We start from the raw sequence: 15,699 nt of genomic DNA on the forward strand, positions 1-15,699 counted from the left end.
GGTGCTCCGTGCATGATGAGGCTGACCGGCAGGGCTGTGACGACACGCTGCAAGTACATCCATGTAAGCTCCGTGTCGCCATCCTTGGCGACACAGGGTCGTTTCAATCCTGCCGGTCAGTCCATCTGCAACGTCAGCGCTAGCTGACTTGCCGCACCAGGTGGGACGGTTTTACCCCTCGCGCTGCCACAGGCTGTACCACACCTGTCCGGCTTTCTTCTCCCGATGCAGATGCCAGTTTGCCGGAAAGGGCAGGCGGCCGGGGGCGGTTTCACTTTCGGTGTAGATAAGCGCATCGGGCGCCAGCCAGCCGTTGGTTTCCAGGGCGGTGCAGGCGGGGATGAGCAGGTCCTGGTGAAATGGCGGATCGAGGAAGACCAGATCGAAGGGCGATTCGGCCGCGCCGGCGACCAGCGTCAGGGCATCCTGCTGGCGCACTTCACCGCGATCGCACTGCAGGGTCTGTAGATGACCGCGCAAGGTGGTGACCACGTCACGACTCATGTCGCAAGCCAGGGCGTGGGCGGCGCCACGGGACAGCGCTTCCAGCGTCAGTGCGCCGCTGCCGGCGAACAGGTCGAGGCAGCGGCTGCCTTCGATGTGCATGCTCAGCCAGTTGAACAGGGTTTCACGCACCCGGTCGGGGGTGGGGCGCAAGCCCGGTTGTTCGGTGAAACTGAAACGTCGGCTGCGCCACTCTCCAGCAATGATGCGCAGTTGACCTTCGCGGGCCTTGGGCTGTTTCATAGCTCTGGCTCCGGGGCGTTATGGGTTTCAGCTTCAGGCTCGGCGGTTTCCGGCTCCGCAGGTGCTGTTTCCTGGATGACCATGGCCGGTCCGACGGTGATCACCAGTCGCTGCTCGGGATCGAAATGCCGAGCGAAGGCGGCGCGAATGTCTTCGGTGGTCAGCGCCTGCACTTGATCGAGGAACAGCTGCAGGTGATTGAGCGGCAGTTCATAGAAGCCAATCATGCCGAGCTGGGCGACGATCGAGGCGTTGTTGGCGGTACTCAGCGGGAATTCGCCATTGATCTGCCGTTTGGTGCGGATCAATTCGGCTTCGGTCGGACCTTCGCTGATGAAAGCATCGAGGCTCTGGTGGATGACTTCCAGCGCCAGATCTACCTGATCGGCACGGGTCTGCATGCTGACCATGACTGGGCCGGTGGCCTGCATCGGGATCAGCCGGCTGCTCACCGAATAGGACAGCCCGCGGCTTTCGCGGATCTCCTGCATCAGCCGGGAGCCGAAGCCCGAGCCGCCCAGAATCTGGTTGCCGACATAGAGCGCGGCGTAATCGGGGTCATGACGGCTGATGCCGTGCTGGCCGACCAGGATATGGGTCTGCTGGCCGTTGAAGTCGATATGACGATGGCTGGAAGCGATTGGCTCGGGCTCAGCAATGACCGGCGCGGCAGGGCCCTGGGGCAGGGCGTCGGCCAGGCGTTGGGCCAGACGTTCGGCGCGTTCCCGGTTGATATCGCCGACCAGGGCGATGACCGCGTTGCCCGCGGTGTAGTACTGGCTATGGAACTGGCGCAGGGACTCCGGCGTCATGCTCTGCAGGCTGTCGGCCTGGCCTTCGGGCAGGCTGCCGTAGGGATGGTCCGGATACAGGTCGGTCCAGAAGGCTTCGCTGGCCAGTGCCGCCGGACGTTGCAGGCGGAACTGCAGACTGGCCAGGAGCTGATTGCGCAGACGCTCGAAGGCATCCTGCGGGAAACTGGGGCGGGCGATCACCTCGGCAAACAGGGCCAGCGCCGGATCGAGCTTGTCGGTGGCGGTCAGGGTGCGCAGGCCGGTCAGGGCCATGTCCCGGTGTGAGCTATTGGAGAACTGCGCGCCGAGGCGTTCGAAGCCGGCGGCGATGCTGCCGGCGTCCATGTCGCCGGTACCTTCGTTGAGCATGGCATTGGTCATGGTCGCCAGCCCGGGCAGGCCGCTGTCGCGACTGGCGCCAGCGGCGAACAGCAGTTGCATGTCGAGCATGGGCAGCTCTTCAGCCTGCATGAAGTACACCCGGGTGCCCTGCTCGGTGGTCCAGTGCTGCAGATCGAGATTGCGGCGCGCCGGTGGCTGGTCAAGGTCAACCTGCTGCAGCGAGTGCAGCTCCGGCAGCAGCTCGGCGACCACGGTATCAGGCTCGGCCTCGATCTGCGCCGGGTCGACCGGCTGTGCGGTGGCTTCCTCGGGCGTAGCGGGAGGCGTCTGCGGGGCGTCGTCGCGCAGCAGGAGAAAGCTCAGCACGATGGCCGCCAGGATGGCCAGCAACAGCAGGACCAGCGGGCGGCGGTTGTGGGTATCAGCAGCCATCAGCGCTTCTCCTCGGTGGCAACAGGCAGGATATGGGCGCGGGTCAGGCGTTCGGGCATCAGATAACGCCGCGCCACTTCGCTGATCTGTTCGGGGGTAATGGCTTCCAGGGCAGCGATATCTTCATCCAGCAGCGTCCAGGGCAGGCCGATACTTTCCAGCATGCCGATCTGGTTGGCTTGATGACTGATGCTGTCCTGGGCGTACACCAATTCGGCTGTCATCTGCGCCTGCACCCGGTTCAGCTCTTCCTGGCTGGGTGGCGTCTGCTTGAGTTCATCGATCTGCTGCCAGAGCGCCTGCTCCAGTTGTTCGAGGTCAACGTCGCGGGACTGGTTGGGCAGCCCCGATAGCAGAAATAGCGTATCGCCGCGGACGAAGCCGTCATAGCTGGCCGAGGCCGAGGTGGCGATGGCCTGGTCGCGCTCCAGGTGGCTGGGCAGGCGGGCGCTGTAGCCGCCATCGAGAACTGCTTCGAGCAGACGCAGGGCGTGCGCTTCCCAGGTGTGCTCGGCGGTGCTCAGGCCGGGCACGTTGAAGCCGAGCAGCAGGCTGGGCATCTGCACCGGCAGGTGCAGGGTGAGGCTGCGCTCGCTGCCGCCGGGCAGCTCCAGCGGCGGCTTCGGCGAGGTCGTGGGCGCATCGGCCAGCGGGCCGAAATAGCGCTCGGCGAGTTCGCGCACCTCATCCACCTGCACGTCGCCGACGATCACCAGGATGGCGTTGCTGGGCTGATAGTGCTGGCGGTACCACGCGCGCAGATCGTCCACGGTGAGGCGATCCAGGTCGTGCATCCAGCCGATCACCGGTTGGGCATAGGGGCTGGCCATGTAGGCCTGGGTCAGGAAGCGCTCATAGGCCAGGCTATTGGGGTTGTCGTCGACGCGCAGGCGGCGTTCTTCCTTGATGACTTCCATCTCGCGCAGGAACTCGTCTTCCGGCAGGGTCAGACCGTGCATGCGCTCGGCTTCCAGTTCCAGGGCGATGGCCAGCTGGTCACGACTGAGGATCTGGTAATAGGCGGTGTAATCGCGACCGGTAAAGGCATTCTCCTGGGCGCCGAGGCTACTCAGCAGGCGCGAGGCCTGGCCCGGAGCCAAGCGCTCGCTGCCCTTGAACATCATGTGCTCCAGGGCATGGGACATACCCGTACGCCCGGGCGGCTCGTAGCTGCTGCCGACCCGGTACCACAGCTGCGAAACCACCACAGGGGCGCGGTGATCTTCCCGAACGATGACCTTGAGGCCGTTGTCCAGGCTGAATTCGTGGGTGGGTTGCCGGGTCTCGGTGGCCTGGAGCCCCCCGGTCAGGCCGCAGAGCAGCAGGAAAAGGGTAAGCAGCAGTGTGGATCGCGCCATGTGCATGTGATGTCCTGTGATTACCGCCTATGACGGAAGTGGGGTAGGATAACCCAACCTTCAATGCGCAGGCCAAGTGCCGGCGCCAGACTCAGATAGTGATCATCAATGTTTGGTTCCAAAGACAAGCCAGAACACCCTGAACAGGGCCCCGAAAGCGGCGATAACGGCAAGGGCGGCAAGAAAGGCCTGTTCGGCTGGATGCGGCGCAAGGGCGACGAGCCGGCCGCGCCAGTTGCCCCGCCGCAGCAGACGCCGGTTGATACTCCGGCCGCCGAAGTCGAGCCGGTGATTGCCGCAGCGGAAGTCGAGCCGGTCACCGCGCCGACCCCAGCAACGGAGCCCAGCGCACCCGCTGCTGCGCCGGCCCCCAGCCACGATCAGGCTGCCCGTGAGGCTGCAGCCGAGCTGTTTTCCGGCCTTGCCGAACAGCCGGCCGACGCCGCGCCCGCGCCGCAGCCCCAGGAGCCCAAGGGCTTCTTCGCCCGCATGCGCGCCGGCCTGTCGAAGACCAGCGCCAACCTCGGCGAGGGCATGGCCAACCTGTTTCTTGGCGAAAAGGAAATCGATGACGAACTGCTGGAGGAGATGGAAACCCGTCTGCTGATGGCCGATGTCGGCATCGAGGCGACCACCCTGATCATGGAGTCGCTGCAGCAACGGGTTCGCCGCCGCGAACTGTCCAATCGCAACGCGCTGTACAAGGCGTTGCAGAATGAACTGGAAGGCCTGCTGGCGCATGTCGCCAAGCCAATGGTGGTCGATAGCGAGAAGCGCCCCTATGTGATCCTGGTGGTGGGCGTCAACGGTGTGGGCAAGACCACCACCATCGGCAAGCTGGCCAAGCGTCTGCAGGGCGAAGGCAAACAGGTGATGCTGGCCGCCGGTGATACTTTCCGCGCGGCGGCCGTCGAGCAGTTGCAGGTATGGGGCGAGCGCAACAATATTCCGGTGGTTGCCCAGCACACGGGCGCCGATTCCGCATCGGTGGTGTTCGATGCGCTGCAGGCGGCCAAATCCCGCGGTGTGGATGTGTTGATCGCCGATACCGCCGGACGGCTGCACAACAAGGACAACCTCATGGACGAGCTGAAGAAGGTCAAGCGCGTGCTGGCCAAGCTCGATGCCGAGGCGCCCCATGAAGTGCTGCTGGTGCTGGATGCCGGTACCGGCCAGAATGCCATCAGCCAGACCAAGCTGTTCGATCAGGCGGTCGGTCTGACCGGGCTGGCACTAACCAAGCTTGATGGAACCGCCAAGGGCGGGGTGATCTTCGCCCTGGCCAAGCAGTTCGGCCTGCCGATCCGCTTTATCGGTGTCGGCGAGCAGATCGATGATCTGCGGCCGTTCACCGCGCCGGAATTCGTCAAGGCTCTGTTTGGGCGCGAATAATCGATGATCCGTTTCGAGCAGGTCTGCAAACGTTATCCCAACGGTCATCAGGGGCTGGATCACCTGAGCTTTCACATCCGCACCGGGGAGATGGTCTTCATCACTGGCCATTCCGGCGCGGGCAAGAGCACCCTGCTGAAACTCATCATGTGTATGGAGCGCCCCAGCTCGGGGCAGGTGTTCGTCGGTGGGCAGAACCTGCGGGATCTGGGCAGCCACGACATTCCCTATCTGCGCCGCCAGGTCGGGGTGGTATTCCAGAACCATCAGCTGCTGTTTGACCGTACCGTGTTCGACAACGTGGCGTTGCCGCTGATCATCAACGGCACCCCACGGGATGAGGTCGGCCGCCGGGTGCGCGCTGCGCTGGACAAGGTCGGGCTGCTGAAGAAGGAAAGCATGTATCCGATCGCGCTGTCCGGTGGCGAGCAGCAGCGGGTCGGCATTGCCCGGGCGGTGGTGCACAAGCCCGCGCTGCTGCTGGCCGACGAGCCGACTGGTAACCTGGACCCTGAGCTGTCGGCGGAGATCATGGGATTGTTCGAGGATTTCAACCGGGTCGGGGTGACGGTGATCATTGCCAGTCACGACTTGCCGCTGATCGCCGAGCTCGATCATCGCATGCTGACACTCAGCGAAGGCCGGCTGCTGGCCGATGGGGAATAACATGGCGAACCAACCGCGGCCAGCCGACAAGACCGACAAACGCCCGCCGAAATCCGGTAGCGGCGCAGCCCGTTCCCGACGGGACTGGCGCCATCCGCTGCGCAGCTGGGCCGGCAGCCACCGCGACAGTGCCCGCCTGGCCTTGCGCCGCATTGGCGAACACCCGGTCAGCACCGTGATGATTGTGCTGGTCATGACCATCGTACTGGCGTTGCCGATGGGGCTGGCCGTGCTGATCGATCAGGTCGAGCGGCTGGGTATCGATTGGCAGCGTGCCGCCCAGCTGTCGGTCTATCTGCAACAGGACGTCAAACCTGACGCGGCGCAGACAGTGCAGCAGGACATCGCGGCGATGGACGACGTGGCTGAGGTGCAGCTGCTGGATCGGGAATTGGCACTGGCGGAATTTCAGCAGCATTCCGGGCTGGGTGATGCGTTGCAGCAGCTGGCCTATAACCCCTTGCCCGACGTTATCCTGGTCATGCCCCGGGATATCGATGGCGGTGCTGCCGCGCTGGAGCCGCTGCGTGAACGACTGGCGCAACTGCCCGGTGTGGATCAAGTGCAGATCGACATGCTCTGGGTCGAGCGCCTGACCGCTATCCTGAGCATGGTTGAACGTTTTACCGGCGCTCTGGCGCTGCTCCTGGTACTGACACTGCTGCTGGTGATGGCCAATACCATCCGCCTGGCCATCGAAAGCCGGCGCAACGAAATTCTGGTGATCAAGCTGGTCGGCGGAACCGACGCCTTCGTCCGCCGGCCGTTTCTCTATCTGGGGATGCTCTATGGCCTGCTGGCGGGGATACTGGCCTGGTTGCTGTTGGGGGTTGGGCTGGCCTGGCTCAACGGCACGGTGCGTGAGCTGGCGGCGCTCTACCAGAGCGATTTCGAACTGACCGGGATGCCGCTGCAGGATGGGCTGGTGCTGCTGGGCGGCGCCATATTGCTGGGTCTGGCGGGCGCCTGGCTGGCCGTCGGTCGGCATATCCGTGAAATCGAACCCCAGTAACAGCTTATGTCTATTTCTTTGTAAATGATTGATTTTAAAGACCTATTACCTGTATTTCGGAACTTCGGCAGGCATTCCATGTCTGAGTTGGCAGTGATACACTGACTCGTCTTTTTGGGCCTGCGATAGATTGCAGGCCAGCGCCGCCACTGACGCGGCGCAGAGTTTCCCCAATATTCTTGGAGTTCACGCACATATGAGCACTGCTTTGCAGCCCGTACATAACCTGATTCCAGGTGCCAACCTGGAGGCCTATGTTCAGACCGTAAGCAGCATTCCGATCCTCAGCGTCGAAGAAGAGCGCGAGCTGGCTGATCGTCTGTTCTACCAGCAGGACCTGGAGGCTGCCCGACAACTGGTCATGTCCCACCTGCGGTTTGTCGTGCATATCGCTCGCAGCTATTCCGGCTATGGCCTGGCCCAGGCTGACCTGGTGCAGGAAGGCAATGTCGGTCTGATGAAGGCGGTCAAGCGCTTCAACCCGGAAATGGGTGTGCGCCTGGTGTCTTTTGCTGTGCACTGGATCCGCGCCGAGATCCATGAGTTCATCCTGCGCAACTGGCGCATCGTCAAGGTGGCCACCACCAAGGCGCAGCGCAAGCTGTTCTTCAACCTGCGCAGCGCCAAGAAGAAGCTGGCCTGGCTGTCCCATGACGAAGTCAACGCCGTAGCGCAGGACCTCGGTGTGGCCGCGAGGGAAGTGCGCGAAATGGAAAGCCGCCTGTATGGTCAGGATCTCGGTTTCGATGGCGCCCAGGATGATGATGACGACACCGCCTATGCGCCGGTGCACTATCTGGAAGACAAGCGTTACGATCCCGCTACCCAACTGGAAAGCGCGGACTGGAGCGATAGCTCCAGCCATCAGTTGCAGGAAGGTCTGGCCCAGCTGGACGAGCGCAGCCGCGATATTCTCTTCCAGCGCTGGCTGGCCGAGGAGAAGGCCACCCTGCACGAACTGGCGGCCAAGTACCAAGTCTCGGCGGAGCGCATCCGGCAGTTGGAAAAGAACGCCATGAACAAATTGAAGAAGCATATCAGCGTAGATGGCGCCGCCTGATATCCGGCACTGAATCAAAAGGGCATCCGCAGGATGCCCTTTTGCATTGTGCGCCCCTTGAATAATCAGAGAGACAGATCAATGAACGCACGCACCGGGCTGAGAGTAGGCACCTGGCTGGGAGTGATTCTGCTGTGCTTCTTTGCCTTCGGCAAATGGCTGGGCGGGCAGGACGGGGATCGCCCGGAGCAACTGGCCTGGAAGCAGACCTACCAGGAGAACCTGTGGGCGCCGGTGCAGCAGCGGACCCTGACGCTGGCGGGCGTGGAGCGGGTGCTCGGTGAAGGCAGCTTGTGGATGATCAGCGCCGATGGTGAGCCTCGGCTGGTCAGCCGCCATCAGCTGGAGTCCGATGATCGGCAATGGCGGGTGCAGGCAGTGATCGGCCTGGATGAACAGCAGACCGCCAGCCTGGTCGAGGCGCAGGCCTGGCAGCCAGGCTCCCCTGACCAGGCGGTAAGCCCGGCGGTAGGCCAGGCGTTGGCTGCCTACCTGGTGGAACGGATCAGCATGATTCCCGATCAGCCGCTGACCCTGGGGCACATCGAGGGCACCTTCGGTCCGGTCGAGGTGCGCATGCCGGTCAGCGAGGGAGAAGCCTGGATCTACCCGCGTCAGGGCGTGGTGGTGGCTGTCAGCGATGGGCAGGCGCATTCGATCATGTTCGGTCTGCACGAGGAGCTCTGAGCCAGGCCAGCCGGTGCTGTGGCGGCTGCGGCGCACAGTCGCAGCCCGGCCCGAGTGCCATGCAAAGCCCCTTGCCGTACACTTCACGTATATCCCGTGATGATGGCGAGAGACCCTAGTGACGCAGAAAATCAGCTTCAACCGGACCCTGATCGAGAAATACGACCGGCCGGGCCCGCGTTATACCTCCTATCCGACCGCGCCGCAGTTTCATCAGGCTTTCGCCATGGATGACTATCAGGCAGCCGCCAAGGCCAGCAACGCTGCTGCCGAGCCCAAGTGCCTGTCGGTATATATCCACATCCCGTTCTGCAAGAGTCTCTGTTACTACTGCGCCTGCAACAAGATCATCACCCACAAGACCGAGCGGGCGGTGGAGTATCTGCAATACCTCAAGCGCGAAATCGCCATGCAGGCGGCGCTGTTCGACAAGTCTCGCAAACTGACCCAGTTGCACCTGGGCGGCGGCACACCGACCTACCTGACCAGCGAGCAGCTGGAAGACCTGATGAACACGCTGCGCACATCCTTCAACCTGGATGACAGCGATGATCACGAGTTCTCCCTGGAAGTCGATCCGCGCACCGTCGCGCCTGTGCAGATCCATCAGCTGCGCGCCCTGGGCTTCAATCGCCTGAGCTTCGGTGTGCAGGATTTCGATGAGGCCGTGCAGGCCGCCGTCAATCGCCTGCAGAGCGAGGAGCAGACCCGCGAGCTGGTTCAGGCCGCCCGCGAGGCGCAGTTCAAGTCGGTCAGTGTCGACCTGATCTACGGCCTGCCGCTGCAGACGATCCAGAGCTTCGACGTCACCCTGAGCAAGATCATCGACATGCGTCCCGACCGCATCGCAGCCTACAGCTACGCGCACCTGCCCGAGCTGGTGCGGGCGCAGCGGCTGATCCGCCCGCAGGACATGCCACCACCGGAGCGCAAGCTGGAGCTGCTGGAGCTGACCATCGAGCGGCTGACGTCCGCCGGCTATATCTACATCGGCATGGACCATTTCGCACTGCCCGACGACGAACTGGCATTGGCCCGCGAGAACGGCACCCTGCAACGCAACTTCCAGGGTTATTCGACCCACGCCGACTGCGACCTGATCGGCATTGGCGTGTCTTCCATCGGCAAGGTCGGTGACACCTACAGCCAGAGCGTCAAGGAGCTGTCCCAGTACTATGCACGGCTGGACAGCGGCATGCTGCCGATTCACCGGGGTTACAACCTGAGTGAGGATGACGTGCTGCGCCGCGAGGTGATTCTCGACCTGATGTGCCAAGGGCGCATCGATTTCTGCAAGTTCGAAGATCACTACGGCATCGACTTCAAGAGCTACTTCGCCGACGCGCTGGATCAGTTGGCCGAGCCGGTGGCCGACGGGCTGGTGGCAATCGAAGACAACGAACTGCTGCTATTGCCCGAGGGCCAATTGATGTTGCGCAACGTGGCGATGGCCTTCGACGCTTATCTGGGTGCGGCGCAGAAAGGTAATTTTTCTCGTACGGTGTGACTGGGACCGAGGGTGCTCAACGTGCGTGCTTGAGGCTTTCCACCGCCAATTCCAGCGCCTTGTACATATCCAGCCTGGCCGAGTGGCCGATGTCCGGGTCCTGCAGGTTGTTACCGCGCTCCGACGGCAGGATCGGGGCGGTCAGGTCGTCGGCTTCCATGGGCTCGAAGTCGCTCTCCCCGCCGATGGTCATGGCGCTGCGGCGCAGCAGCATGCGTAGCTGATCGGGCTGCAGCTCGGGGTTGATCGAGAGCATGGCGGCGATGGTTCCGGCTACCAGCGGGGTGGCGTAGGAGGTGCCGCAGTGAACCGGCCCGTCCTGTTCGCGGAGGGGGGATGAGCCGGCCGTGCAGGCGGCGGCGGTGATATCGACGCGCATGTCGGAATTGGAAGCCTGGCGCCGGGTGGCATAGCGGGGATCATCAAGGTCAACATCCTTGCTGCTGCGCTGATGTCCGCCCACCACGAACAGCTGATCGGTGATGAAGGAGGAGGGCAGGCGATAGTCATCACGGCTGGAGAAAGAGGCGCCGTTGCCAGCCGAGTTCACCACCACGACATCGGGATGTTCGCGGCGCAGCCACAGGAAGAATTCTTCCAGCAGCTCTTCATAACCGCTCATGGCGATACCGGAACGCAACAGCGAATCCACCGGGTCGCCATGGATGTCACGGGCGCCGATCCGATGCATGCCCCAGCTCCAGTTGAGTACTCTGGCGCCGTCTTCGACGAGGTTTACCGAAGTGGCGACATTGGCGGTGATGCCGGCATCCGAGCCGCGATCGACAATCACATCGAAGCCTGGCCCAACTTCATCCAACCCGCGCAGAAAGCCGTTGCTGCCACCATTGCCCCAGCCCGCTGCGAGAACGCCAGTGACGGTGGTGCCGTGGCCATCTGCGGTTGCGGCGTCGCGGCCATACACGCAGGTGCGGCTGGCCTTACTGCGGCAGTCACCGAGATAATCGGCGAAGTCCGGCGTGTCGAAATCCACATCCCGCTCGATCACGCCAATGCGCACGGGGTGCGTTTCGATGTGATCCGAGGGTTTCTTCAGCCGCCGCTGATAGAAGTTCAGCGCATCCAGAAAACGGTTGGATGACCACTCCTCACGGGGGTCCATCGGTGGGTTGGCCGCGTCCTGCTCTTGCTCGACTGACCCTTCCGCACCGGATTCCTCGATCACCACAGCATCCACCCCGACTTCATTGCCGATGCGCAGCACCGCGGCGTCGCGCTGTTCCAGGTTGTCGACGGGCAGGCGCAACTGATAGAGATTGAGAGGCGGAATCGCGCCAACCACCTCGGCGTCGTAACGCTCGGCCAGTCGCCGGGCTTCCGTCGGCGCGTCATGGCTTTCCTCGATGATCACGCTGACCAGATCCAGATAGGTGGTCAAGCCGTCCTGGTTGCTGGCCACCGCCTGTTGATCAGCGGCGAGCACATGACTGGAGCCCAGACTCAGCCATACGGGATTGCTGGCGTGGCCCCGCTGCTCGATCCATAGCGGGCCGCTTTTGCTAGTGGCAGCGTCGATCTGCAGTCGTAGCTGCCCGTCGCCCTGCCTGATCTGATCCGAGGGCAGGGGCTCGCCGTTGTACTGGATCTGTAACGGGGTTTGCTGGAGCCCGGCGATCTGCAGACAGAACGTCAGCTGGCGCGTCTCCAGTAGATCGCCGCAGCGCTGCAGTTGGGTTATCCGCAGCGGTGCAGCGGCTGCGGCGTTAATAGATACGCATGACAATGCCATGACCAGCCAGAAAACACCCGCTTGAAGCTTCCTCATCCACATCCCCGAAACGTCATCTGAGGCTATGTGGAATCAGACCGGTAAAGCGGTAATTGTTTCAGAAGATTTCATGTAGAATGGTTCTCATTTGTCTTCGTGTTTGCCATCATGACACCGACCATGCCCATTGCTGCGCGTATTCTTGCGGTTGAAGGAGATTCGCTGCTCGCCCGCGAGTTGCAGACCCACCTGCAACGGCGCGGCCATTGCGTCACGCTCAGCGCCGGCAATAACGGTCTTTTGCTGGCCGAGCACGGGAATTTCGATCTGATCCTGCTGGCAATTCTTGGAACCGACGGCCTGGGTATGCTGGAGCAACTGCGTCGTCGCAGCCATGTCCCGGTGTTGTTGATGTCGGCGCTGGGTGACGAGCAGCATCGCATCGCAGGGTTCAGCCTGGGGGCGGACGACTACCTACCGAAGCCTTTCAGCATTACCGAGCTCTGCGTGCGGGTCACCGCGATCCTCCGGCGGGTGGCCTATGAGCGCCAGACGTCGCTGCCCGCCGAGTCCGGTGAGTTGGTTTTTGACGAGACGAACACTGATGTCAGTCTGGCCGATAGCCCCGCTGGGTTGACCGCCAGCGAGTATCGCGTACTGGAACTGCTCTGGCAGCACCTCAACGAGGTGTTAAGCAAACCCTTCCTGTACCAACAGGCTCTGCGCCGCGGCTATGCCCGGCATGACCGCAGCCTGGACATGCATATCAGCCATATCCGCCGCAAACTGCAGGTTATCGGTTATCGCGCCGCACGACTGGAAACAGTATGGGGGCAGGGGTACATGCTGGTGGGCCTGCAGGAGCCGTTGTCTGAAAGTGTATAGATTGTAAATTGCGTTTACTCCCAAATAGTAATGTATATCATTTGCGTCGATTCATCGGATAACCGGTGGGTCATACGGCTTCATCCGCCAGCTCAGCGCGGGAAGACCGCCGCGCCTGGAGCAGGCGCTGCCATAACCAAGCCAATCGCAAAGAAGCCTCGCCAACCCAGGGTTGTCAGAGGTTCGCTAAATCATTCCGAGTTGTTTGGAGATAAATGCATGTCACGCCATATGCGTCAGTTTGCTTCAAGTTCGCAGCCCCACTTCAAGAGAGCCCTGTTGGCAGTCACCATGGCCTCACTGGCTTGCTCGGCGGTAGCGGAAGAGGCATTGGACCTGGGGCAGGTGGTGGTGACCGCCTCCGGTTTTGAGCAGAACCTCCGGGACGCTCCGGCGTCCATCTCGGTCATCTCCGCGGAAGAGCTGAAGAAGAAATCCTATACCGATATCACCGATGCGCTGAAGAATGTCGCCGGCGTGCAGATTGCCGGGGGCGGCGTCGAGCAGTCGATCATGATGCGCGGCATGACCTCGGCCTATACCCTGTTTCTGATCGATGGTCGCCCGGCCCAGGGCAATGATGCCTTCGCCCAGCGCGGCTCCCAGGCAGGCACGCCGATCAACTTCCTGCCGCCAATCGAGGCCATCGAGCGGATTGAAGTGATCCGCGGCCCGGCATCGGCGTTGTACGGTTCCGATGCCATGGGCGGTGTGATCAACATCATCACCAAGAAGGTCGGCAATAAATTCAGTGGCAGCATCACCAGTGAATACATCACCCCGCACAGCTCCAACAAGCTGAATGAGGACACCTTCCAGACCAGCGCTTATCTGAACATGCCGCTGATCGAAGATGTCCTGGGCCTGCAGCTGACTGGTGCTTTCCATAATCAGGAAGAAAGTAATTTCGTCGGCGGCAGCGATAGCGCCGCGTCTGACCCGGAATACGACAAGCGTAATCTGGGTGGCAAGCTGTCCTGGAACCTCAACGACGCCAACGCGCTGACCTTCGGCCACACCTATACCAAGCAGGAGCGCTGGCATAACCCCGGCAAGAGCCTGGCCGCTGACGGCGAGGCCCAATATAGCGAGTCCATCAAGAAGAACTACTTCCTGCAGCACGAAGGCAAGTACGGCAACGTCTTCTCCAACTCCTACATCAACTACGATCATTCGGAAAACCCGACCACGGTCAACGAAACGACTGGCAACGGTGTCGAGTTCGAAGTGGTTACCGCCAACACCCAGGCCAGTTGGTTCCTTGGCGCGCACACCCTGACCGGCGGTCTGACCCACAAGTACGAGAAACTGGAAGACGGCAGCAATGGCCTGCGCGAGCCGGTCGTGCCTGATGCCAACGCGCTGGTTGAAATGGACCGTTACCAGAACTCCATCTTCCTGGAAGATAACTGGAGCCTGACAGACAATCTGATCCTCACCTTGAGCGGCCGCTACGATGACAACCAGGTGTTCGGTGGCGAGTTCAGTCCCAAGGTGTATGCGGTCTATCACCTGAACGACAACTTCACCCTGAAAGGCGGGGTGACCTCGGGCTACAAGGCGCCGGACCTGCGCTCCGCCGCCACCGACTACGGCTCCACCTCCAGGGGTGGCGTGATCATCGGCAACCCGGAACTGGTCCCGGAAACCAGCCTGAACCGCGAGATCGGCATCAACTACGAGAATTTCGAGCTTGGCCTCAGCAGCTCGCTGACCGCCTATGTGATCGACTACGAAGACAAGATCAACCGTACCGGCCGGGTATGTGAGCAGAACGCACCTTGCTTCTACAAGGGCAAGGAATATCCCGCTCACCCCTTCGGCTATACCTCCTATGAAAACGTCGACAAGGCCGAGCTGCGCGGGATCGAGTTCACCCTGGACTATGATGTCCTCGACAACCTGACCTACCGCCACAGCTACACCTGGACCGATACCGAACAGAAGTCCGGCGAGTACAAGGGCGAGCCGCTGAACGACGTCGCCAAACACATGTTCAACGCCTCGCTGGACTGGGAAGTGACCGAGCGCTTGAACCTCTGGACCCAGGTCAACTACCGGGGTGAGACCTCCGGCCGGTGGCAGACAGGTACCAGTGGCTCCAGCACCAATGGCATCAAGTATCCATCCTATACCTTCGCCGACATGGGACTGGTGTTCCGGCCGCAGGATGGTCTGAGCTTGAAGGCCGGTGTATACAACGTCACCAACAAGAAGGTATCCACGGATGACGACTATGCCTACAACCTGGATGGCAGAAGATTCATCGTCGGGCTGACCAAGAGCTTCTGAGTCTATCCAACGAGCATCACCGCCTCCGCCGGTTCAATGCTGTCGGGGGCGGTGGCATTGCTGCAGGCTGGAGAGCAAGTACGTGAATGAAGAAACGGCGGGCTATGTTCAGGACGTGGCCTACCCGGTGCACTTTCACCGGGAGATCCAGCCGCTCTGGCTGACCACGCTGCAGGAGTTTGGCGACAAACTGTAAGCGGATCAGCGGGCGGGGGCTTCAATCCGAGCTTGGGTGTTCCACCACAATGAGTTCCCCAAGCTCGAACCCTTCGGCTGTTGCCCGCTCCTTGAACGCCTCCAGCTGTGCAGCGCTGACCTGGGGCGTTCTGGACAGGAACCACAGATAGTTGCGGTTATAACCGGAGATATACGCGTTGGCGTAGTCGTCATCCAACGCGAACACCACATAGGAACTGTAGAAGGGGCCGAAGAACGAGACCTTCAGGTGGGCGACGTCACTGTCACCGGCAGGCACCGCGCGGCCTTCAGCCTCCTTCCATTCGCCTTTGGCCTGGTTATAGCCCCGGTTGATCACCTTGATGCTGCCGTCTTCATTGAGCGTATATTCGGCGGTGACCTGGCTCAGGCCCTCCTCGAAGGAGTGATCGAGCCGGGCAATCTCGTACCAGGTGCCCAGATAACGTTCCGGGTCAAAGCCGGTGACCGGTTCGATGCCCTTGGGTACGCCGGTGCAACCGGCGAGCAGGACCAGGGCGGCAAAGACGATGCTGAGCAGTTTCATCGTTGAATCCTTAAGTAGCAGAGTCCTTGAACGATAGCAGAGCGCGGCAGAGGA

13 protein-coding genes are annotated in these 15,699 nt (G+C 61.9%); 8 read left to right on the forward strand and 5 right to left on the reverse strand.

What is annotated here, in order from left to right; all coding sequences use genetic code 11:
* Positions 1-171: 171 nt before the first annotated feature.
* From rsmD to BM267_RS16260, 3 genes are read right to left on the reverse strand one after another with little or no spacing between them, the layout of a single operon-like run.
* Positions 172-747, reverse strand: coding sequence for a 16S rRNA (guanine(966)-N(2))-methyltransferase RsmD (rsmD, locus tag BM267_RS16250; RefSeq protein ID WP_074781331.1), 576 nt, complete (start codon positions 745-747; stop codon positions 172-174).
* A complete protein-coding gene (locus tag BM267_RS16255) occupies positions 744-2,315 on the reverse strand; it encodes a M16 family metallopeptidase (protein WP_074781332.1) in 1,572 nt (523 codons plus the stop codon). Before BM267_RS16255 ends, rsmD begins: the two co-directional genes overlap by 4 nt.
* Complete coding sequence (locus tag BM267_RS16260; protein ID WP_074781333.1) at positions 2,315-3,679, reverse strand: M16 family metallopeptidase; 1,365 nt, start codon at positions 3,677-3,679, stop codon at positions 2,315-2,317. The genes BM267_RS16255 and BM267_RS16260 overlap by 1 nt, the downstream gene beginning before the upstream one ends.
* A 102-nt stretch (positions 3,680-3,781) precedes the next feature.
* Between BM267_RS16260 and ftsY the strand changes: the two genes are divergently transcribed.
* The 6 genes from ftsY to hemN all read left to right on the forward strand — a co-directional run bounded on the left by ftsY (position 3,782) and on the right by hemN (position 9,997).
* A complete protein-coding gene (gene ftsY / locus BM267_RS16265; RefSeq protein WP_036991952.1) occupies positions 3,782-5,065 on the forward strand; it encodes a signal recognition particle-docking protein FtsY in 1,284 nt (427 codons plus the stop codon).
* 3 nt (positions 5,066-5,068) lie between these two features.
* On the forward strand, positions 5,069-5,731 hold the full coding sequence (gene ftsE, locus BM267_RS16270) for a cell division ATP-binding protein FtsE (protein ID WP_036991954.1): 663 nt from the start codon (positions 5,069-5,071) through the stop codon (positions 5,729-5,731).
* A 1-nt stretch (position 5,732) separates the two neighbouring features.
* A complete protein-coding gene (gene ftsX / locus BM267_RS16275) occupies positions 5,733-6,743 on the forward strand; it encodes a permease-like cell division protein FtsX (RefSeq protein ID WP_177173415.1) in 1,011 nt (336 codons plus the stop codon).
* Positions 6,744-6,939: 196 nt separating this feature from the next.
* On the forward strand, positions 6,940-7,803 hold the full coding sequence (gene rpoH / locus BM267_RS16280) for an RNA polymerase sigma factor RpoH (RefSeq protein ID WP_036991957.1): 864 nt from the start codon (positions 6,940-6,942) through the stop codon (positions 7,801-7,803).
* Positions 7,804-7,884: 81 nt separating this feature from the next.
* Positions 7,885-8,490, forward strand: coding sequence for a hypothetical protein (locus BM267_RS16285; RefSeq protein ID WP_036991959.1), 606 nt, complete (start codon positions 7,885-7,887; stop codon positions 8,488-8,490).
* A 118-nt stretch (positions 8,491-8,608) separates the two neighbouring features.
* Positions 8,609-9,997, forward strand: coding sequence for an oxygen-independent coproporphyrinogen III oxidase (hemN, locus tag BM267_RS16290; RefSeq protein ID WP_074781335.1), 1,389 nt, complete (start codon positions 8,609-8,611; stop codon positions 9,995-9,997).
* Positions 9,998-10,013: 16 nt separating this feature from the next.
* On the opposite strand, the gene BM267_RS16295 is transcribed toward hemN, so the two are convergent.
* Complete coding sequence (locus BM267_RS16295; protein ID WP_235818305.1) at positions 10,014-11,747, reverse strand: S8/S53 family peptidase; 1,734 nt, start codon at positions 11,745-11,747, stop codon at positions 10,014-10,016.
* A gap of 147 nt (positions 11,748-11,894) precedes the next feature.
* Between BM267_RS16295 and BM267_RS16300 the strand changes: the two genes are divergently transcribed.
* Positions 11,895-12,611 carry a response regulator transcription factor gene (locus BM267_RS16300; protein ID WP_036992135.1) on the forward strand — a complete coding sequence of 239 codons (717 nt, stop codon included), beginning with the start codon at positions 11,895-11,897 and terminating at the stop codon, positions 12,609-12,611.
* Positions 12,612-12,830: 219 nt separating this feature from the next.
* Positions 12,831-14,903, forward strand: coding sequence for a TonB-dependent receptor domain-containing protein (locus tag BM267_RS16305; protein WP_051611229.1), 2,073 nt, complete (start codon positions 12,831-12,833; stop codon positions 14,901-14,903).
* 217 nt (positions 14,904-15,120) lie between these two features.
* Here BM267_RS16305 and BM267_RS16310 read toward each other — a convergent pair whose 3' ends face one another.
* The gene (locus BM267_RS16310) at positions 15,121-15,645 is read right to left on the reverse strand and encodes a lipocalin family protein (protein WP_074781337.1); all 525 of its coding nucleotides are present in this window, start codon (positions 15,643-15,645) and stop codon (positions 15,121-15,123) included.
* Positions 15,646-15,699: the final 54 nt, after the last annotated feature.

Source organism: Halopseudomonas bauzanensis (assembly GCF_900114735.1).
Classification (GTDB): domain Bacteria; phylum Pseudomonadota; class Gammaproteobacteria; order Pseudomonadales; family Pseudomonadaceae; genus Halopseudomonas; species Halopseudomonas bauzanensis.